Below are 18,418 nucleotides of genomic sequence, written 5' to 3' on the forward strand. Positions count from 1 at the left end.
CTCCAAGCAGCACGGGGAATAGCTGTCGCAAAAAACCGGTCCGCACGCGGCAGACCGGTTTTTTCTTGTTCATTCCCTATCCGTTTGCCCGGAGAGCCAGCGCGGAGGCAGCCGGCAATGCCGCCTGGACAAACCGGTTCTCCGGCTCCACGTACACGTACACGTTGCGCAGCGTGGCGTACAGGGTGTCGCCCGTCTGGACGTTCAGCTCGGCAAAATGCTGCAGGCTCACTTCCGCTTCCAGCGTCTCCTGGGTATCCAGCCGTTTCAGCTCCAGCCGCATGAGCGACCCCAGCGCGTAGATGTGCCGCACCTCGGCCGCCAGGCTCTGCGCGTGCTGCGGCGTCCGGCTGAGCTCCACATCGTGCGGACGGACGTAGCCGACGGCTGGCAGTTCCTCCGTCTGATCCGCCCACTCCGCCGCAAACTCCGCATCCCCCAGGGTCACTTTGCCGCCGCGGATGCGCCCCTGAAACAGGTTGACCCTGCCCAGGAAACCGTAGACGAACGGATTGGCCGGCCGGTGGTACACCTCCTGCGGCGATCCGGTCTGCTCCACCCGCCCTTCGTTCATCACCACCACGCTGTCGGCCAGCTCCAGCGCCTCTTCCTGATCGTGGGTGACAAACACGATCGTCAGCTTCAGTTTTTCGTGCAGGCGGCGAAGCCAGCGGCGCAGTTCCTGCCGCACTTTGGCGTCCAGCGCCCCAAACGGTTCATCCAGCAGGAGAAACTTCGGCTCGACGGCCAACGCCCGGGCCAGCGCGACCCGCTGCCGCTGCCCGCCGGAGAGCTGGGACGGATAGCGGTGGGCCAATCCGTCAAGCTGAACCAGTTTTAACAGGTCGTGAACCCGTTCGCGTATCTCTTCTTTCGTCGGCCTCACCTTGCGCGGGCGGACGGTCAGCCCGAACGCGACGTTGTCAAAAATGGTCATGTGCCGAAACAGCGCGTAATGCTGGAAGACAAACCCGACGCGCCGCTCTCTCACGTCGCGATGCGTGTTGTCTTCCCCGTTGAAGTAGATCTGCCCCCGGTCCGGCGACTCCAGGCCGGCGATCAGCCTGAGCAGCGTCGTCTTGCCCGAGCCGGACGGCCCCAGCAGGGCGACCAGCTTCCCCTCGGGAATCTCCAGGCTGACGTCGTTGACGGCCGTAAACGACCCGTACGATTTGGTGATGTTGACCACTTGTATGCTCATCAGCTAGCCTCTCCCATCGCATGAAACTGAGGTTCCTCCGCCTGCTCGTGCCGCTCCGTCTTCCATTCGATGACGCTTTTGACCACCAGCGTCACCAGCGCCAGGGCGGCAAGCAGCGTGGCCACGGCAAACGCGGCGACAAAGTTGTACTCGTTGTACAGAATCTCCACGTGCAGGGGCAGAGTGTTGGTCTGGCCGCGAATGTGGCCGGAGACGACGGACACCGCGCCAAACTCCCCCATCGCCCGGGCGTTGCAGAGGATCACCCCGTAGAGCAGGCCCCACTTGACGTTGGGCAGCGTGATGCGGAAAAACGTCTGCCAGCCGTTTGCTCCCAGCGACAGCGCGGCCTCCTCCTCGTCCTTCCCCTGCGCCTCCATGACCGGGATCAGCTCACGGGCGACGAACGGAAAGGTGACAAACGTGGTCGCCAGCACAATGCCCGGCACGGCGAAGATGATTTTCAGATTGTGCGCCTCCAGCCAGGGGCCGAACAGCCCCTGACTGCCGAACAGCAGCACGAAAATCAGTCCGGAAATGACCGGCGAGACGGCAAACGGCAGGTCGATCAGCGTCAGCAGCACGTTTTTTCCGCGAAAGGAAAACTTGGCGATGGCCCACGCGGCCGCCAGCCCGAACACGACGTTGAGCGGGACGCTGATCGCCGCCGTCAGCAGGGTGAGCTTGACGGCGGCGAGCGTATTCGGATCGCTCACCGCTTCAAGAAACACGTCCACCCCCTGACGGAAGGCTTGGGAAAAGACCGCGATCAAGGGAACAATCAGGAACAATCCCAAAAAGACGAGGGCCAAGCCGATCAACAGCCAGCGCACAACAACAGGTTCCGTCTGATTGGTCACAGGTTATCCCTCCGATCGGGCGGCGTTCAGTTTATTCGTCTTCCACTGCAGGTAATTGATGACCAAAAGCATCACAAAGGAGGCGACCAGCATGACGGAGGCGATGGCCGTTGCCCCCGTGTAGTCGAACTGCTCCAGCTTGGTCATGATCAAAAGCGGCACGATCTCGGTCTTCAGCGGCATGTTCCCGGAAATGAACACGACAGAGCCGTATTCGCCCAGGGCTCGCGCAAACGCCAGCGCGAATCCCGTGACTACCGCCGGAAGCAGATGAGGCAAGATCACGCGGGTGAACGTCTGCCACCGCGTCGCTCCCAGCGTCGCCGCCGCTTCTTCCACTTGTCTGTCCCAGTCCTGCAGGACCGGCTGGACGGTTCGGACGACGAACGGCAGTCCGATAAACGTCAGCGCCACGAAAATGCCCAGCGGCGTATAGGCGATTTTGATCCCCCAGACGGCAAACCACTGGCCGATCCAGCCGTTTTCCGCATAAATGGAAGCCAGCGCGATCCCCGCCACGGCGGTGGGCAGGGCGAACGGCAGATCGACGATCCCGTCAATCACCCGCTTCCCCGGGAACTGGTACCGCGCCAGCACCCAGGCCACGAGCACGCCAAACACCGCATTCAGGCACGCCGCGAAAAAGGAGGTCAGGAAACTGACCTGAAACGACGCAATCACCCGCCGATTCAGCACCGTGTCGATAAACTGTTCCCACGTCATGCTGGAGGTCTTCAGGAACAGGACGGAGAGCGGGATCAGCACCAGCAGGCTGAGGTAAATCACGGTATAGCCCATGGTCAGGCCAAATCCGGGCAGGACCCCTTTGGCTCGCTTACGTTTGTTCATGGATGGCACTCCCTACCGCAAAATCAAGGTTGGTAAATCTGGTCAAACACGCCTCCGTCCGCGAAATGGGTCTTCTGGGCTTTCTCCCAGCCGCCGAACACCTCGTCGATGGTGAACAGCTCGATGTCGGGAAACTCCGCTTGATGCGCCTTTCTCACTTCTTCGGAACGGGGACGGTAGTAATGTTTGGCGGCCAGCTCCTGCCCCTCTTTGCTGTACAGGAACTGGAGATACGCTTCGGCCACCTGCCGCGTGTTGTGCTTGTCGACGTTTTTGTCCACGACCGCGACGGGCGGCTCCGCCAGGATGCTGACGGACGGGTTGACGATTTCAAATTTGTCCTTGCCCAGCTCGTTGATCGCCAAATAGGCTTCGTTTTCCCAGGCAAGCAGCACGTCGCCGATGCCCCGTTCCACGAAGGTGGTGGTGGCGCCGCGCGCGCCGGAGTCGAGCACCGGCACGTTTTTCAGCAGGGCGGTGACAAATTCCTGGGCTTTCTTCTCGTCGCCGTTGTGTTTCTTCAGCGCGTATCCCCAGGCGGCGAGGTAATTCCAACGGGCGCCGCCCGATGTTTTGGGATTGGGGGTGATGACGGAGATGCCCGGCTTCACCAGATCGTCCCAATCCTTGATCTGTTTCGGGTTACCTTTGCGCACCAGGAAGACGATCGTGGACGTGTACGGCGAGCTGTTGTCCGGCAGGCGCTTCTGCCAGTCGGCGGGCAGCAGGCCGTATTGGGCGATGGCGTCGATGTCATAGGCCAGGGCCAGCGTCACGACGTCCGCCTCCAGACCGTCGATGACGGAGCGGGACTGCTTCCCCGATCCCCCGTGGGACTGCTTGATGGTGACGGTCTGCCCCGTTTTCGTTTTCCAGTACTGGGCAAAGTGCTCGTTGACGTCCTGATACAATTCACGGGTCGGGTCGTAGGAGACGTTGAGAAGCTCGACACTCGAACCTGCTGCGGCAGCCTGCTCACCGCCCGGTTTGGCCTGCTCTCCGCCCGACTGCGTCTGTTGTCCGCCCGGCGATCCGGCGCAGCCGGCCAGACTGAACGCCAGGACGATCGGCAGCAGTTTGGTGTAAAACGGTTGACGAACATGTTTCGTACGTTCCATGCCAGTTTCTCCCCCAGAAAAGTCATAGTAATGTAATCGGAATTATATGTATTGTATTTCCCCTATTTTCTCCCTGTCAACACTTTTTTCCCCATGACCCAGGCTGACGCCCGGTAACGTCAATTTACCCTATGCGGCCGGCATGGGCAGCGTTCGTCTCGGCACGCAAAAAAAAGGCGCCCTTGGCTTGGGCGCCGCATCGATTCCGCGCGATCCGGCAAGGCAGCCGGCGATCGGCAAAAAAAGACGGACAGCCGAAGCGGCCTGTCCGTTTACACTTTCCCTGCCTGCAGTCTCGATTCGAATGACGCGCGCCAACTGTCAGCCAGTTCCTTCACCGCCAGTATCCGCTCGATGGCGGCGCGGTTGTCCGTGTCGTGATACTTGATCCGGTTGACAAAGGCGACGCTTACCTCGTGCTGCTGCCGCTCCAGCAGGCGAAACGGCATGTCTGTCCCGATCAGGCCCGGCTGCAGCACGCGGAAGTAAAAGCCGCTGAAGCCGGTCTGCTGTACGAGAACCACCAGATCGGCCCGACCGTACCTGACGTTCAGTTTGAAACAGGGCTGGCGCGGCTGGCTCACCTGCACCACCGCCTCTCCCAACTGAAAGATGTCCCCGATGCACACCTCTTCTTCGGTGAGCCCGCGAACCGTGATGTTTTCCCCGAATGCGGCGGGAGCCAACGGCCGTTTCAGCACGTCTTCCCAATACGCATTATGATCGGCGCTGTAGACGCAGAGGGCCTTGTCGGGACCGCCGTGATAGCGCAGGTCGGCCTGTCCGTCCCCCTCCAACTGCGCCCAGTCCAGATAGACGGGACCTGTGACCGGCTGTTTGTAAATCCCGGTGCTCAGCTCCCTGCCCTGATATGTCACGGTCTGCGGTTTGCCCGCATTGACGGATACCACTTCCACGGAGACGACCTCCCCTTCCATTTTCTGCTCATTGTACCACGGGGAAGAGCCCTCCGGCTGTTGTCAGAATGGGCTGATGATTCTGATACCTAGCGTCCGTCCTTCTTTTCGATTATGATAATGGAGAAGGAGTGATACCCCGTGATTACCGTCCTGATCAAACGTCCCCACGAGGAAGCGGAGCCCGTCGCCATTGCCGGTGCGGACGAGCTGAGCGAACTGGTCGGCGGCGACTACGACGTGGTGCGTGACGACCGCCTCCCCGGCTTTTCGCTGATCGTCAACGAAGAGGCCCGCGGCATCGAGGCCAACAACTTTCCCGTGACCACCGACGGCTACCTCGATTGGGTCTACGGGACGTGCGTCTTTGTCAAGGAAGACGGCACGTCGCTCACTGAGGAGGACGTCGAGACGGTCCGCCGCTATCTGGCTGCCAAGAGCTGAATTCGAATTCCGCAGCCAAACAAAAGACCAAACCCCTGCCCCCTTTCATGGCAAAAGGAGGACAGGGGTTTTCTGTTTCGGAGCCGGTCCGGCTGCCTTACTGGACGCCGCTGCTGCCAAACCCGCCAGCGCCGCGCTCCGTCTCGTCAAGCTCGTCCACGACTTCAAACTGTGCCAGCGGGACGAGGGCCAGCACGCCCTGGGCGATGCGGTCGCCTTTGCGGATCAGGTAGGTGTGGCGGTCCACTTCCCGGTCGACCGTCGCCGGTTTTTCGCTGACGTCCAGGCAGGTATGACCCACTTCGCCGGACGGCGTGCGGATGTTGTCCATCAGCACGCATACCTCCCCCCGGTAGCCGGCGTCTACGGTACCAGGCGCGTTGCTGATGCGCAGTTTCGTCTTGGCGCTGATGCCGGAACGCGGCCGCACCTGCAGCTCATAGCCGTCCGGCAGGGCGAAGGCAAGCCCGGTGGGAATCTTCGCCGTCTCCCCGGGCGGGATCAAGACGTCCTCCACCGCCACCAGGTCGAAGCCGGCGTCAAACGCCCGCGCGTACCGGGGAATGACGGCGTCTTCGTGCAGCCGTTTGATTTTCACCGGGGCAACAAGCCGTTGGTTGATTGCGATTGTGCTCATGTCAGGTCTCTCCTTGCTGATGTGTACGCGTTTTTTCTTACAAATCGCCGAAATTCAAGCCGCTCGATTTGGTGTAGTTGGTCACCTTTTGCTCAAAGAAATCGGTCTTGGTCTGGTTCAGGTTGGCAAAGCTGTCCACCCACTTCATCGGGTGTTCGGTATGCGCGGGATAGAGGATCTCCAGGTCGAGCGCCTTCAGCCGCTGGTTGGCCAGATATTTGATGTACCGCTCCAGGATGTCGTTGTTGATCCCGAGGATTTCGTTGTTGGTCACGTATTGGCCCCAGCGGATTTCGTGCGTGGCCGCCGTGTGGAACATGCCGCGCAGTTCCTCGATCAGCTCGGGCGTAAAGATGTCCGGGTTTTCCGTCCGCAGCTCGCGGAACATGTTCTGGAACAGCACCACATGCGTCAGCTCGTCGCGCTGGATGTACTTGATCATCGTCGCCGTTCCCGTCATTTTCCCCTGACGCGCCAATGTATAAAAGAAGGAAAAACCGGAGTAGAAGTACAGCGACTCCAGCAGGTAATTGGCGATGACCGTCTTGACGAAGTTGACGTCGTTGGGGTTGTCCACGAACTGCTGGTACAAGTCGGCGATGAACTTGTTCCGCTCCAACAGCCGCTCGTCGTTGCGCCACTCGTCGTAGATATTCTCCCGCGTCTGCGGCGAGCAGACGGAATCCAGGATGTAGCTGTAGGACTGGGCGTGAATCTCCTCCTGGAAGGTCTGGATGTTCAGAAGCGAGCAGACCTCCGACGCCGTGATGTAGTCGGAGATGTTCGGCAGGTTGACCGACTGCAGCGAATCCAGGAAGTTGAGAAACGAGATGGTCTTGTCAAAGGCGCGCCGCTCCGCCGGGGACAGCGATTCAAACTGCTTGGCGTCGTTGGCCAGCGGCACCTCTTCCGGAATCCAGAAGTTGTTCAGCATCGTCCGGTACAGCTTGGCCGCCCACGGGTATTTGATCCGGTTCCACTCGCGCAGGTTGGTGGTGTTTCCGCCGATCATGCGCTGCGTGCCCCGCTGGCCGCTTTCGTTGAACAGCCGCTTTTTTTCCAATTGCATGCGTGTCACACTCCTCCGGCAATTCGATTCCCCGGCCAAGAGAGACCGGGGAACCGGCGTGATGGCTGCTCATCATGCGGAACAGCTCACACAGTCTTCCACGTCGACGGATTGGTTGCGCACGTAGTAGATCGTCTTCAATCCGTTTTCCCATGCCTGGATGTACAGGTCGAGAAACTCCGGCGCGGTAATCTCGGGCGTGATGTACAGGTTGAACGACTGCGACTGGTCGATGTGCCGCTGTCTCGCCCCCGCCGCCTTGATGGACCAGCGCTGGTCGATCCGGTGCGCTTCCTTGTAGTAAAAGAAGGTTTTGTCATTCAGGTTGGGCGCGGTCTGCGGGATGTTGCCGCTCCGTTTTTCCTCCACGAAAAACTTGGCGTAGACCGGGTCCGTCGACGCGGTGGAGCCGGCGATCAGGCTGGTCGTGCCCGTTGGCGCGACGGCAAACGTCCAGGCGTTGCGCATGCCGAATCGGGCGACGTCCCGCTTCAGCGCGGTCCAGCGTTCGTCCGCATAGCCGCGGCGGTCGAAGTATTCGCCGGTGTGCCACTCGCTGCCCTCGAACACGGCGTACGTCCCTTTCTCTTTGGCCAGTTCCATCGACGCCTTGATGGCGTGGTAGGCGATTTCCTCATACAGCTTGTCCGCCGTCTCGACGTGCTCGTCGCTCTCCCACTTGATGCCGTGCTGCGCCAGGTACTGATGGTAGCCGCTCGTCCCCAGTCCGACGGCGCGGTACTTCCGGTTGGTGACCGCCGCCTGTTTGACAGGATAGTAGTTGAGATCGATCACATTGTCCAGCATCCGCATCTGGATCGGCACGATCCGGGCGATGTCGTCCATCGAGCGGATGCGGCCCAGGTTGAGCGAAGAGAGGTTGCAGACGACAAAATCGCCCGGTTTGTAGCGCAGCACCACGTCGCCGTCCTCCAGCTCCTCGCCGGCGAAGACCGTGGGGCTCATGTTTTGCATGATTTCGGTACACAAATTGGAACTGTACACCATGCCCGCGTGCTTGTTCGGGTTGGCGCGGTTGACCGTGTCCCGGTAAAAGATGAACGGCGTACCCGTCTCAAATGCGCTGGACATGATCCGCTTCATGATCTCGATGGCCGGGATTTCCGTCTTGATCGCCAGGCGCTCTTCGCTGACGCACAGCTCGTAGCGCCGTTCGAATTCTTCGCCGTAGAAGTCTTCCAGCGAGAAGCCCATCACCTGACGGACCTCATGCGGGTCGAACAGGTACCACATCCCCCGCTCCTTGACCCGCCGCATGAACAAGTCCGGGATGCAGACGCCGGGGAAGATGTCGTGCGCCTTCATGCGGTCGTCGCCGTTGTTTGTCTTCAGGTTCAAAAAGTCCAGAATGTCGGCATGCCAGACGTCGAGGTAGATGGCGAAGGCTCCGGCCCGCGTCCCCAACTGGTCGACGCTGATGGCGATCTGGTTGTACAGGCGGGTCCACGGCACGATGCCGCCGGACGCTCCCTTGTGGCCGCGAATGGACGCGCCGCGGCTGCGCACCTTGCCCAGGTAGATGCCCACGCCGCCGCCATACTTGGAAACCATCGACGTGGCCCCGGCCGTATTCATGATGCCGGACAGCGAGTCGTCCACCGTGTCGATGAAGCAGGAGGACAGTTGGTGAAACGGCGTCCCGGCGTTGGACAGGGTCGGCGTCGCCACCGTAATCTCCAGCTTGGAGAGAATGTCGTAAAAGTCCTTGGCGTGTTTCAGGCGGTCCTTTTCCTTCATCGCCAGGTGCATGGCGATGACCATGAATCGCTCCTGCGGCAGTTCCATCACGCCGCCGCCAAAGTCCTTGATCAGGTACCGGTCGGCCAGCAGGCGCAGGCCTGCATAGTTGAACAGCTCGTCCCGCTCCGGCTTGATGTACGCCCCCAATTCCGCCAATTCGAAATCCGTGTATGTTTCCGTCAGATACGTGCCGTAGAGGCCTTTATCCGTCAATGTATGTATGAGCTGCGCAAAGTCGCCGTATCCGAAATGGCCGCGGTACCCGCGGTTGATGGCGGCGTCCTTGTACAGGTCGTACGCCAGCAGGCGGGCGGCCACAAACTGCCAGTCCGGGTTGTCCACACTGGTCTTCTCGACGGCGGTCTGCATGACGATCCGCTGGATTTCCTTGGTCGTCATGCGATCGCGAAACTGAATGCAGGCGTCCATCTCCAGTTCGAGCGGATCGCATGCGGGATAATGGGCGCACGCAAAGCCGATCACCTTTTTCAGCTTGTCGATGCGGAGGTCCTCCGTCTCGCCGCTGCGCTTGACGATTTGAATGGTGCTTACTGCGCTCATAGGGCCACCCCTGCCTCTCCCGTGTTTCTCGCGCACCTTCCAGGAAAAAAGAGGGCTGGCGAGATGTCGTGAACCTTTTTCATAGTGTACAGGATGCCACTATATCTAGCAAGCTGATAAATTTTTCGACAAATTCGACACAAGATATTGATTTCGATAGGGTGGCTGTGTATGTAACACAAGACTGGCCAAAAAGAAACGGGACCGAAGACCCATTTCCAGTGTGCTTGTCAGCGAAGCGTCAGAAGATTTACAATCGGATGGAGACGCGCGAAAATTTTGGAAAGGGTGGGGACCATGATCCAGTTTTCCTACCGCCTGCTCTCCTCCCTGTCCGCCGCCGACAGACAGGCATGTGTGGAGACCGCCAACAGCGCTTTTCCCCACTGCGACCAAACCGCCTACCTGACGGAACGCTTCCCCCTGTATGACGCAGTGCTGATGGCCCATGACGAATCCGGACTGGCCGCCTTTCAATTGATGCAGCGGTTTCGGACGGACCAGGGCTGGTTTGTCTACCTGGGCCCCCTGTACTCCCGGCGGAAGGCCTATCTGCAGATGCTGTTCCACTTCTTCCGCAGCGCGATGGACACATGGCCGGACGAGACGCTTCACTTCATGGCCGAACTGCAGAATCCCGACCTGCTGCTCGTCTGCAAAACCCTGTTTCAGCGGTCGTACCCGCTTCTCCAAACCCGCAAAATCCCCCTGACCGTTCGGCAAACGGCCCACGTCTTCGTCGAACGGATTGCGCATATCGAGGGATTCAGGCCGGACAACCTGTCTTCGCGCGGCAGCCATACCCTGTACCGCGCGGCGGCCGGCAGCGATGCGGTCATGACCTGGCTGCACGCCAGGGGCGTGCGGCTGGACCGGGGAGACAGCCAGATCCTGCTGCTCACCTGCCCCGCGGATGCTTCATCCCGCTCCCGTCTCATGCGGGAGATGGAACGCGGCCGGCTGATGCTCGCGCACTGGGAGCGGTTTCGGCCGGTGATGCTGCGAAAATTTGAGGAGGGAGCTGCCCGTGACTGACCTGTATTTTGCTCAGATTCGCGAAGACAGCATGGTGGAACGAACGCTTGCGGACCGGTACCATCCGGAGACGATCGCCGTCGTCGGGTCCGGGGGGTGTACGGCGTTTTCCCTGCTGCGCGACGATGTGCAGACAATCTACGCGATAGATGTCAACCCCGCACAGGCCGCGCTGATCGAATTGAAAAAGGCGGCCATCGGGGAATTGAGCCGCGAGGAATACCTGGCGTTCGCGGGAGAGACGGACGAGACGGACCGGCAGGAAACGTACCGCCGCCTGTCGCCGCTGCTCCCCGAATACGCCCGCTCCTTTTGGGACCGCCATCCGCACCTGCTGACGCTTGGCGTGAATCAGTGCGGCGCGACGGAGCGTTTCTACCGGTTCATCAGCCAAAATATTCGCCTCAACCTCTACGGGGACGAGGTCTGGCAGGAGCTGCTGTCCTGCCGCACCTTGGACGAGCAAGCCGCCTTTCGCGAGCGCTACCTGAACACAGACGCCTGGCGCACAGCCGTGCGTCTTTTGCTGAGCAAAACCACCCACCTGCAGTTCTTCCCTGCCCACATGTTTGCCCAGGCCAGGGAACAGGACTTTGGCGCATTTTTTGACATGATGTTCAGAAGAGAGCTGGAGAGACGGTTGATCGGCAACAACTATTTTTTCACCCAGCTCATGTTTGGCACGTACCTGCTCGACAGACCGGAAGGAGCTCCCCACTACTTGAGCGAGGAGGGCTTTGCCGCGGCGAAGCGCAACCTGCACAAACTGCGGGTGCTGCCGCTCTCCCTGCAGCAGGCGCTGCCGCAGATGCAGGGCATCGACGCCTTTTTCCTCTCCAATGTTTTCGACTGGTCGGACGAATCGCAGCGGGCGGCGATTTGCGCCGCCGTGCTCGGGGCCAAAAGCCGGGAAGCGGTCTTGCTGTACCGCAACATGCTGTCCGCTCCTCCCCTGCCCGAGGCATTTCGGGAGCGGCTGGCGGTGGACGAAGCGTGTTCCCGGGAGATGACCGGCCTTGATCGGTCGATGATGTACCGGCAGATTACCGTGGGTGTGCTGAGATGAACTACACGACATCCCCATTGACGATGGAACACAACAACGCGCTCTTGGCCCTGGCCCATGCGACGGATACGGGCAGCGACCTGTTTGTTGTGGATCGCTCCCCCGATTTCTTCCGGCTGGGAGAGAGCTGGGGGGAATCGCGGTACACGGGGCTGTGGCGCCGCGGCCGGTTGATCGGCTGCTTCGGGGTGACGCGGCAGGTCCGCTTTCTGAACGGCCGGGCGGAACCCGTGTTCTACCTGCACGATGTCAGGATTCACCCTGACTATACCGGCACCCGCGCCTTTCAGCGGCTGGCGGGTCATGCCGTGGAGAGCCTGCGCCAAGCGTGCCGCTGGGTGTTTGCCGTCGTCCTGGACAGCAGCCGGCACCGCTCGCCGCTGACGCGGGCAAACAGCGTGTTCCCGCCGGCGGTTCCCATCGGCCGCACCGTCCACCTTGGCGTGCCGCTGTTCTGGCCGGTGAACGGAGACTGGCCGCGCGTCTGTCCGATCGACGGCGAGGAAGCGTGGTCCCATTACGAGCGCTGGGCGGCGGGCACTGCGTTTGCGTACGCCGACCGCGCCCGCTTTTTGCGCCGGGATGGCTGGTTTTTGGGCCTGCATGACGGCGGGAAACTGCGCGCCGTCTGCAAAGTCATCGACCAATCGGCGGAGCGCCGGCTGGTCGTCACCCGTTCGCTCCCTCTCCCGCTGCGCCTGATCCATGCCGCCTGCCGGTGGCGCGGGACCGCTTCCCTGCCCGGTCCCGGCGAGCCGTTTCCGCACGCCTATCTCGCCTATTACGCCTGCGCGGACGGGGAAGACGGGCGGCGGGCGTTTTTCGCCTATCTGGCCCGCTTTCACCGGCAGGAGTATCCCTACGTCTTTGCCGGCGTCTCCCCGGAACTGGCGGAGACGTATCGCCACCCGCTGTTCATCAAGCTGGGCTCCACCGCCTACGCCTACGGAGATGTCCCGCCCGGCCTGGCTCTGGACGCCCGCGAACTCACCTTACTGTAGGAGGGATTCGATGACAAATGCATACACGGAAGTGAAGCACCTGGCGCAGCAGCTCTTTGCCCGGCACGAGGTGGAGCGGCATCCGCTGTTTCTCGCGCTGCACGACCAAACGTTTTCCTCGGCGCAGGCCAAGGAAGCGGCCCTGCAGATCTATCACGTCGTGGAGCATTTCCCCCGCTTTTTGTCCGCCATCCTGACCAATCTGCCTGATTACCGGCTGCGCATGCCGCTGGTGGAAAACCTGTTTGAAGAGCACGGCCGGATAAACGCAGCGCATGTGCACCTGGAAACGTACAAGCTCTTTTTGCGCGGTATCGGCGTGACGGACGCCGAACGGGAAGCGAGCCGTCCGATCATTCCCGTACTGGCGTACAACCGCGCCGTCACCGATCTCTGCCTGCACTACCCCTACCCGGAGGGACTGGCCGCCCTCGGCGTGATTGAAGAGATTGTGGCCCGCGTCTCTCCGCTCGTCGGCGCCTACGCCGCCTCCGCGTACGGCGGCACGGCCGATCTGGCCCATTTTACCGACCACGAGACCCTGGATGTCACGCATGCCAACGAAATCTACGAAGTGGTCGCCCAGGTGTACGCGGGCGACAACAAGCCGCTGGTGGAACGCGGCATGCAGTTGGGCATGTACTACCACACCCGGCTGTATACGGACATACTGGACCATGTGCGGACGTTTGCGGCTCACGCGTGACCGGCGGACATCAAATGGTCACATCCTTCCTGACATTTTTTCGGCATGTTTCGGCGCAATGTGATATAATCACGGTTGCGTCAAAAATTCAATAAGAATAGAAGGAAGGGTGAATTGTACCTTGCAAGTACAAAAACCGTATCGTGTTTTGCTTTACTACAAGTACGTCCAGCTTGACGACTACGAGGAATACGCGGCGGAACACCTCAAGTTCTGCAAGGAGCTCGGACTGAAAGGGCGCATCATCGTCGCGCCGGAGGGCCTGAACGGCACGGTGTCCGGCACCATCGAACAGACCGACGCGTACATGGAATTCGTTCGCAAGGATCCGCGTTTTGCGGACATCTGGTTTAAGATAGATGAAGCGGACGGACATGCGTTCAAGAAAATGTTTGTTCGCGCGAAAAAAGAGTTGGTCACCTGGCGTCTGGAAGACGATTTCAGCCCGACCGAACTGACGGGCAAGTACCTGACGCCGAAAGAATTCTATGAAATGCTGCAGCGGGACGATGTGGTCGTCATCGACGGCCGCAACGATTACGAGTACGAGCTGGGTCACTTCCGCGGCGCCATCAAGCCGGGCGTGCGCTCTTCCCGCGAGTTTCCGCAGTGGATCCGCGAGAACCTGGGCCAGTTCAAGGACAAGAAGGTGCTCACCTACTGCACCGGCGGCATCCGCTGCGAAAAGCTGACCGGCATCCTGCTGAAGGAAGGCTTCAAGGATGTGTACCAACTGCACGGCGGCATCGTCACCTACGGCAAGGACCCCGAGGTGAAAGGGCGCCTGTGGGACGGAAAATGCTACGTCTTTGACGAGCGCATCTCCGTGAAGATCAACCACACCGAGGAAGACACGGTCATCGGCCGCTGCTACTACTGCGGTAAGCCGGAAGACCGCTACGTCAACTGCGCCAACCCGTTCTGCAACAAGCAGCACTTCTGCTGCCCGGAATGCGAAGTGAAGTACAAGCGTTCCTGCTCCGACGAATGCCGCGAGCATCCGCGCAACCGCTACGTGGAAGAAGAAAACGCCAAGCTGCAGGCAGCCGGCTCCCAGGCGTAAACAGGCAAACAAGCTGATCTCCGTGACGAGATCAGCTTGTTTTTTTGCCAGTGATAGCATCTGCCCTCCACAGCCGTTCCTCCCTGTCGGCCGTCCGAACTTCAAGTCCTGCGGAGCGGAAGGCCCGCTACGGCTCAACGGGCAGCGTAACGGTAAAGGCCGCCCCTTCCCCCGGTTTGCTCTTCACGCTGATGGTTCCGTGATGCATGTCGACGATTTTCTTCACGATGGACAGACCGAGCCCGCTGCCGCCGCTGGAGCGATTGCGCGATTTGTCGGCCTTGTAAAAGCGTTCGAATAGATGCGGCTGATCCTCCTCGGCGATGCCGATGCCGGTGTCGGCAACGCATACGATCACGTCCTGCCCGTTCCGCTCCAAACGGATGGTGATGCTCCCGCCGTTTGGGGTAAATTTCACGCTGTTGTGAAGCAGGTTGACCCACACCTGGCTCATCAGTTCTTCATCGGCGACGACGTTCACTTCCTCCAGGGACACGTCCATGTCGATCCCTTTGTCCACCCACTGCGGTTCGCAGGCGAGGATCACCTGCCGCAATTGACGGTCCAGGCGGTAGCGCTTCGGCTCGAACGGATGATGGTCCGACTCCAGGGACGTGAGCTTCAGCAGGTTCTCGCTCAGCTTCGACAGGCGTTGGCATTCCGTCTCGATGATGCCGAGATAATGCAGGCGCTCCTCCCGGCTGAGCCGGTCGTTTTGCAGCGCCCGGGCAAACCCGCCGATGGAGGTGAGCGGCGACTGGATCTCGTGGGAGACGTTGGAGATGAACTCCTGGCGCATTTTCTCCATTTGGCTCAGCTCGACGGCCATGTGGTTGATGCTCTCGACAAGCTGTCCGAGCGGATGGTGTTCACCCGGCTTGACCTGCAGGTTGACGTTGAAATCCCCCTTGGCGATTCGCCGCAGGGCATCGTACAGCGACTGCCACACCGCTCTTTGTTTGGAGCGGGCGAAGAAGCCGATGACAGCCATCACCATTCCCGCCAGCACATAGCCGAGCACCACGGTGACGAGCTGCCTGACGTAATCGGGCATCTGGTTGGTCAGCCCGCCGACGTACAGCGACGTCAAGAAATAGGCGGCCGACCAGCACACGGTAAAGAATCCCAGCACAAACACGATGCCCGCCGCGTGGCGCAGGAAGAGCTTTCCTTTCATGAACGAACCTCCAATCGGTAGCCAAGCCCGCGGATGGTGCTGATCCGAAACGAGTGCCGCTCTTCCGGAAAACGCTCGCGCAGTCGCTTGATGTGCACGTCGACGGTCCGCTCGTCCCCTTCGTAATCGTACCCCCAGATCTGCTCGATCAACTGCTCGCGGGAAAAGGTCTTTCCGGGGTAACTGGCCAGTTTGAACAGCAGTTCAAACTCCTTGAGCGGCAGGGTCACCTGCTTGTCGCCCACCTGCGCTTCGTAGGTTTTGCGGTCAAGCAGCAGTTCGCCGATCTGCACCCGCTGCGATACGGCGATCCGGTAGCGCCTCAGCAGCGCTTTTACCCTGGCGACCAGTTCCAGCGGTTCAAACGGCTTGACCAGGTAGTCGTCCGTGCCCAATTGGAAGCCTTTGATTTTCTGCGACGTTTCTCCTTTGGCGGTCAGCATGAGCAGCGGGGTGTCGTAAAGTTCCCGCAGCTCGCGGCAAAGCTGCCACCCGTCCATGTTGGGCATCATGATGTCGAGGATCACCAGATCCGCCCGGGTTGTTTCCAGGAGCGCGAGCGCTTCCCTGCCGTCGGCGGCCTCCAGGACGATGAACCCTTCCTCCCGCAGAAAAACGCCGACCAGCTCCCGAATGTGGGGATCGTCGTCTACAACCAGTATGGTGGCCATGGTCCTCATCCCTTTCCCGATTGGATTTCCGCCGCGGTCCGCTGATCGATCCGCAGCTGCTGGGTGGCAAATTCGCGGTACATCGCATGGGTGGCGAACAGTTCCTCATGCGTTCCCTGGCCCGTGATCCTGCCTTTTTCCAGAAAGATGATGTGATCCGCGTCCATGACGGTGGACAAGCGGTGGGCAATTACCAGCGTCGTTCGCCCCTTCATCAGATTCTGCAGCGCTTTCTGCACCTCGATTTCCGATTTGCTGTCCAGGCTGGACGTGGCTTCATCCAGCATGAGGATGCGCGGATTGCGCAAAAGCGCCCGGGCGATGGCGATGCGCTGGCGCTGGCCGCCGGACAATTTGACCCCTCGTTCTCCCACCTGGGTGTCGTATTGGTCCGGCATCTCCTCGATGAAGTGATCGGCGTAGGCCATGCGCGCGGCGCGGCGCAGCTCTTCCTCGCTGACCTCCCTTTCCATTCCGTAACAGATGTTCTCCCGGATGGTTCCGGCGATGATCGGACTCTCCTGGGACACGTACCCGATCTGGCTCCGCCACGATTGGAGAGAAAACGCGTCGATCGGTTCCTCGCCCAGCCTGATCGTCCCCCGCGTCGGCCGGTAGTAGCGCTCCATCAGCGAAAACAGCGTCGTTTTCCCGCTTCCGCTGGGCCCCACGATCGCCGTGACCCGCCCCGGCTCGATCGTGAAGCTGACGTCGTCCAGTACCGGTTCGCCCGACTTGTAGGAAAAGCTCACATGCTCCAGGATGATCGGCTGATGCGGGTTGGTGACCTCGCGTCCGGCCGTCAGGTCTTCTTCCGCCGCTTCCAGCGTGGCAATGATCCGCTCGGTCGCTCCCCTCGTCTTTTGCAGGTGGGTTACAAACATTGTCAATTGGCTCATCGGCATGACAATTTGAAAGAGATACAGGATAAACGCGACCAGATCGCCCGCCGTGAGCGCTCCGGACGACACCCGCATGCCGCCGTACCCGAGAATGACCACCAGCAGCACCATCAGGACGAGGGAGACAAACGGGGAGATCAGTGCGTGCACCGTCCCTTCTTTGATGCCGAGGTGAAGCAGGTTGGTGATGCCCCGTTTGCCGTTTTGGTACTCAATCGCCTCCGCGTTTGACGCCTTCACCAGTCGAATCTCCGACAGCACCTGGTTCAAGGTCGCGGAAAATGCGGCGGTCTCATCCTGCATCCCGCGGGAAATCTTGTGCATCGTCCTCCCCAGCGGCATCAGGATCAGAATCGACAGCGGCACGGCGGTCAGCATCAGCAGCGTCATTTTCCAGTCCAGAATGAGCAGGATCGTCACCGAGCCGACGATGGAGATCGCGCCGGTAAAAAAGTTGGTCAAATGATCCGTAATCAGCCCCTTGACGACCGCCGTGTCATTCGTCATCCGGCTGATCGTCTCCCCGGTCTGGTGGTCGTCGTAATAGGAAACCGGCAGGACGAGCAGCTTTTTCCACAAGCGGTCCCGCAGTCCGGCCACCACGCCCTGGCCGATCCGGTTGAGCAGGTAGATCGACAGTCCGCCGGCGATTGACTGGGCGAGAAAGGCGGCCACCAGCACGGCTACCTGCCACCTGTCCAGCGACGCGAGCGAGAAGCTGTTGACGAGGTCTTTCGTGAACAGCGGAACGAACAGGCCCACCACGGTGGAGGCCACGCTCAGGAACAGCGCGATGGCCAGCGGCAGAGCGGGCGGGTTCGTCTGTCTGATCAGATTGAGAAACGGGCGCCAGCCACCCGTTTGTTGCTTCGACATGTTCTCCATCTCCTTTTTCAAAAACGTAGGCTGTGATCCTCACAACGCTTAGGGTTAAACGCTCTCGGCCGCCTGGACGTCCGGGTCCCTCTCCAGCCCGACTCGCGGATTCCTGTTTGCCATACGTGTTCTCTCCTTTTCATCCCGTTTCGGCGTGAACAGGATACAACACGTATATGAACGGAATGTGAACGACGCGGGCCCCGAAAAAACGGCTCTCGCTTCATGTTTTCGCGTTGGGTGCAGCCGAACTGCCGCCCTGTGTGATCAAGGGCGGAAACGCCATGACTTGCATCAGGGCAGCGCACATGACCGCATGACCGGATGGCAGGTACGGCCGCCAGAGACAGCCGCTCCGCCGGGAGACGCGAAAACTCCGGTGTTTGTCCAATTGCGGGAACATACCGGAGTTTTCTCATGCCAGTTTTTTCGTTTTGCGAATGTTCGTTGCGCCAGAAGTATGCGCCGGTCCCAGCCCGTTTCAGGCTTCGTGCATCCGGTCAA

General features: G+C 60.4%; 17 protein-coding genes. 6 read left to right on the forward strand and 11 right to left on the reverse strand.

The features are described from left to right. Positions 1-76: 76 nt before the first annotated feature. The 5 genes from A6764_RS12530 to A6764_RS12550 form a co-directional block, all read right to left on the reverse strand. The gene (locus tag A6764_RS12530; RefSeq protein ID WP_029099689.1) at positions 77-1,201 is read right to left on the reverse strand and encodes a sulfate/molybdate ABC transporter ATP-binding protein; all 1,125 of its coding nucleotides are present in this window, start codon (positions 1,199-1,201) and stop codon (positions 77-79) included. Beyond that, a complete protein-coding gene (cysW, locus tag A6764_RS12535) occupies positions 1,201-2,061 on the reverse strand; it encodes a sulfate ABC transporter permease subunit CysW (RefSeq protein WP_035297725.1) in 861 nt (286 codons plus the stop codon). Before cysW ends, A6764_RS12530 begins: the two co-directional genes overlap by 1 nt. Before the next feature lie 3 nt (positions 2,062-2,064). Further along, the gene (gene cysT / locus A6764_RS12540) at positions 2,065-2,910 is read right to left on the reverse strand and encodes a sulfate ABC transporter permease subunit CysT (RefSeq protein ID WP_035297727.1); all 846 of its coding nucleotides are present in this window, start codon (positions 2,908-2,910) and stop codon (positions 2,065-2,067) included. A gap of 23 nt (positions 2,911-2,933) precedes the next feature. Further along, positions 2,934-4,028, reverse strand: a complete 1,095-nt coding sequence (locus A6764_RS12545; RefSeq protein WP_065066344.1) for a sulfate ABC transporter substrate-binding protein — start codon at positions 4,026-4,028, stop codon at positions 2,934-2,936. Between the two features lie 272 nt (positions 4,029-4,300). Next, on the reverse strand, positions 4,301-4,966 hold the full coding sequence (locus A6764_RS12550) for an MOSC domain-containing protein (RefSeq protein ID WP_065066343.1): 666 nt from the start codon (positions 4,964-4,966) through the stop codon (positions 4,301-4,303). Positions 4,967-5,086: 120 nt separating this feature from the next. On the opposite strand from A6764_RS12550, the gene A6764_RS12555 reads away from it, so the two are divergent. Then, a complete protein-coding gene (locus A6764_RS12555; protein ID WP_035297732.1) occupies positions 5,087-5,389 on the forward strand; it encodes a DUF3846 domain-containing protein in 303 nt (100 codons plus the stop codon). A 97-nt stretch (positions 5,390-5,486) separates the two neighbouring features. Here the strand turns inward: A6764_RS12555 and A6764_RS12560 are convergent, their stop codons facing one another. The 3 genes from A6764_RS12560 to A6764_RS12570 all read right to left on the reverse strand — a co-directional run bounded on the left by A6764_RS12560 (position 5,487) and on the right by A6764_RS12570 (position 9,417). Next, a complete protein-coding gene (locus A6764_RS12560; RefSeq protein ID WP_035289728.1) occupies positions 5,487-6,026 on the reverse strand; it encodes a dUTP diphosphatase in 540 nt (179 codons plus the stop codon). Between the two features lie 37 nt (positions 6,027-6,063). Further along, entirely contained in the window at positions 6,064-7,095 is a 1,032-nt protein-coding gene (locus A6764_RS12565; protein ID WP_218059919.1) for a ribonucleotide-diphosphate reductase subunit beta, read from the reverse strand. A gap of 72 nt (positions 7,096-7,167) precedes the next feature. Then, positions 7,168-9,417, reverse strand: a complete 2,250-nt coding sequence (locus A6764_RS12570; protein ID WP_176703213.1) for a ribonucleoside-diphosphate reductase subunit alpha — start codon at positions 9,415-9,417, stop codon at positions 7,168-7,170. A 297-nt stretch (positions 9,418-9,714) separates the two neighbouring features. Here A6764_RS12570 and A6764_RS12575 point away from each other — a divergent pair, with 297 nt between their 5' ends. The 5 genes from A6764_RS12575 (at position 9,715) to A6764_RS12595 (ending at position 14,288) form a co-directional block, all read left to right on the forward strand. Continuing rightward, positions 9,715-10,452, forward strand: a complete 738-nt coding sequence (locus A6764_RS12575; protein WP_029099680.1) for a hypothetical protein — start codon at positions 9,715-9,717, stop codon at positions 10,450-10,452. Beyond that, positions 10,445-11,518, forward strand: a complete 1,074-nt coding sequence (locus tag A6764_RS12580; RefSeq protein ID WP_065066342.1) for a DUF3419 family protein — start codon at positions 10,445-10,447, stop codon at positions 11,516-11,518. The genes A6764_RS12575 and A6764_RS12580 overlap by 8 nt, the downstream gene beginning before the upstream one ends. Further along, positions 11,515-12,519, forward strand: a complete 1,005-nt coding sequence (locus A6764_RS12585) for a GNAT family N-acetyltransferase (protein WP_264622247.1) — start codon at positions 11,515-11,517, stop codon at positions 12,517-12,519. Before A6764_RS12580 ends, A6764_RS12585 begins: the two co-directional genes overlap by 4 nt. Before the next feature lie 10 nt (positions 12,520-12,529). Beyond that, positions 12,530-13,225, forward strand: coding sequence for an iron-containing redox enzyme family protein (locus A6764_RS12590; protein WP_051188219.1), 696 nt, complete (start codon positions 12,530-12,532; stop codon positions 13,223-13,225). Between the two features lie 121 nt (positions 13,226-13,346). Beyond that, entirely contained in the window at positions 13,347-14,288 is a 942-nt protein-coding gene (locus A6764_RS12595; protein WP_035297742.1) for an oxygen-dependent tRNA uridine(34) hydroxylase TrhO, read from the forward strand. A 127-nt stretch (positions 14,289-14,415) separates the two neighbouring features. On the opposite strand, the gene A6764_RS12600 is transcribed toward A6764_RS12595, so the two are convergent. From A6764_RS12600 to A6764_RS12610, 3 genes are read right to left on the reverse strand one after another with little or no spacing between them, the layout of a single operon-like run. Continuing rightward, positions 14,416-15,465 carry a sensor histidine kinase gene (locus A6764_RS12600; protein ID WP_065066340.1) on the reverse strand — a complete coding sequence of 350 codons (1,050 nt, stop codon included), beginning with the start codon at positions 15,463-15,465 and terminating at the stop codon, positions 14,416-14,418. Next, positions 15,462-16,136 carry a response regulator transcription factor gene (locus A6764_RS12605; protein WP_065066339.1) on the reverse strand — a complete coding sequence of 225 codons (675 nt, stop codon included), beginning with the start codon at positions 16,134-16,136 and terminating at the stop codon, positions 15,462-15,464. The genes A6764_RS12600 and A6764_RS12605 overlap by 4 nt, the downstream gene beginning before the upstream one ends. 5 nt (positions 16,137-16,141) lie before the next feature. Next, a complete protein-coding gene (locus tag A6764_RS12610; protein ID WP_065066341.1) occupies positions 16,142-17,923 on the reverse strand; it encodes an ABC transporter ATP-binding protein in 1,782 nt (593 codons plus the stop codon). Between the last annotated feature and the right edge of the window lie 495 nt (positions 17,924-18,418).

Source organism: Brevibacillus sp. WF146, assembly GCF_001673705.2.
Lineage (GTDB): Bacteria > Bacillota > Bacilli > Brevibacillales > Brevibacillaceae > Brevibacillus > Brevibacillus thermoruber.

What these genes read in the sequence shown, in the direction of transcription:
- A6764_RS12550 (WP_065066343.1), bottom strand. Translation starts at nt 4,966, where the DNA reads ATGGAAGGGGAGGTCGTCTCCGTGGAAGTGGTATCCGTCAATGCGGGC.
- A6764_RS12575 (WP_029099680.1), top strand. Translation starts at nt 9,715, where the DNA reads ATGATCCAGTTTTCCTACCGCCTGCTCTCCTCCCTGTCCGCCGCCGAC.
- A6764_RS12530 (WP_029099689.1), bottom strand. Translation starts at nt 1,201, where the DNA reads ATGAGCATACAAGTGGTCAACATCACCAAATCGTACGGGTCGTTTACG.
- A6764_RS12605 (WP_065066339.1), bottom strand. Translation starts at nt 16,136, where the DNA reads ATGGCCACCATACTGGTTGTAGACGACGATCCCCACATTCGGGAGCTG.
- A6764_RS12545 (WP_065066344.1), bottom strand. Translation starts at nt 4,028, where the DNA reads ATGGAACGTACGAAACATGTTCGTCAACCGTTTTACACCAAACTGCTG.
- A6764_RS12560 (WP_035289728.1), bottom strand. Translation starts at nt 6,026, where the DNA reads ATGAGCACAATCGCAATCAACCAACGGCTTGTTGCCCCGGTGAAAATC.
- A6764_RS12610 (WP_065066341.1), bottom strand. Translation starts at nt 17,923, where the DNA reads ATGGAGAACATGTCGAAGCAACAAACGGGTGGCTGGCGCCCGTTTCTC.
- A6764_RS12565 (WP_218059919.1), bottom strand. Translation starts at nt 7,095, where the DNA reads ATGCAATTGGAAAAAAAGCGGCTGTTCAACGAAAGCGGCCAGCGGGGC.
- A6764_RS12570 (WP_176703213.1), bottom strand. Translation starts at nt 9,417, where the DNA reads ATGAGCGCAGTAAGCACCATTCAAATCGTCAAGCGCAGCGGCGAGACG.
- A6764_RS12590 (WP_051188219.1), top strand. Translation starts at nt 12,530, where the DNA reads ATGACAAATGCATACACGGAAGTGAAGCACCTGGCGCAGCAGCTCTTT.
- cysT (WP_035297727.1), bottom strand. Translation starts at nt 2,910, where the DNA reads ATGAACAAACGTAAGCGAGCCAAAGGGGTCCTGCCCGGATTTGGCCTG.
- A6764_RS12600 (WP_065066340.1), bottom strand. Translation starts at nt 15,465, where the DNA reads ATGAAAGGAAAGCTCTTCCTGCGCCACGCGGCGGGCATCGTGTTTGTG.
- A6764_RS12585 (WP_264622247.1), top strand. Translation starts at nt 11,515, where the DNA reads ATGAACTACACGACATCCCCATTGACGATGGAACACAACAACGCGCTC.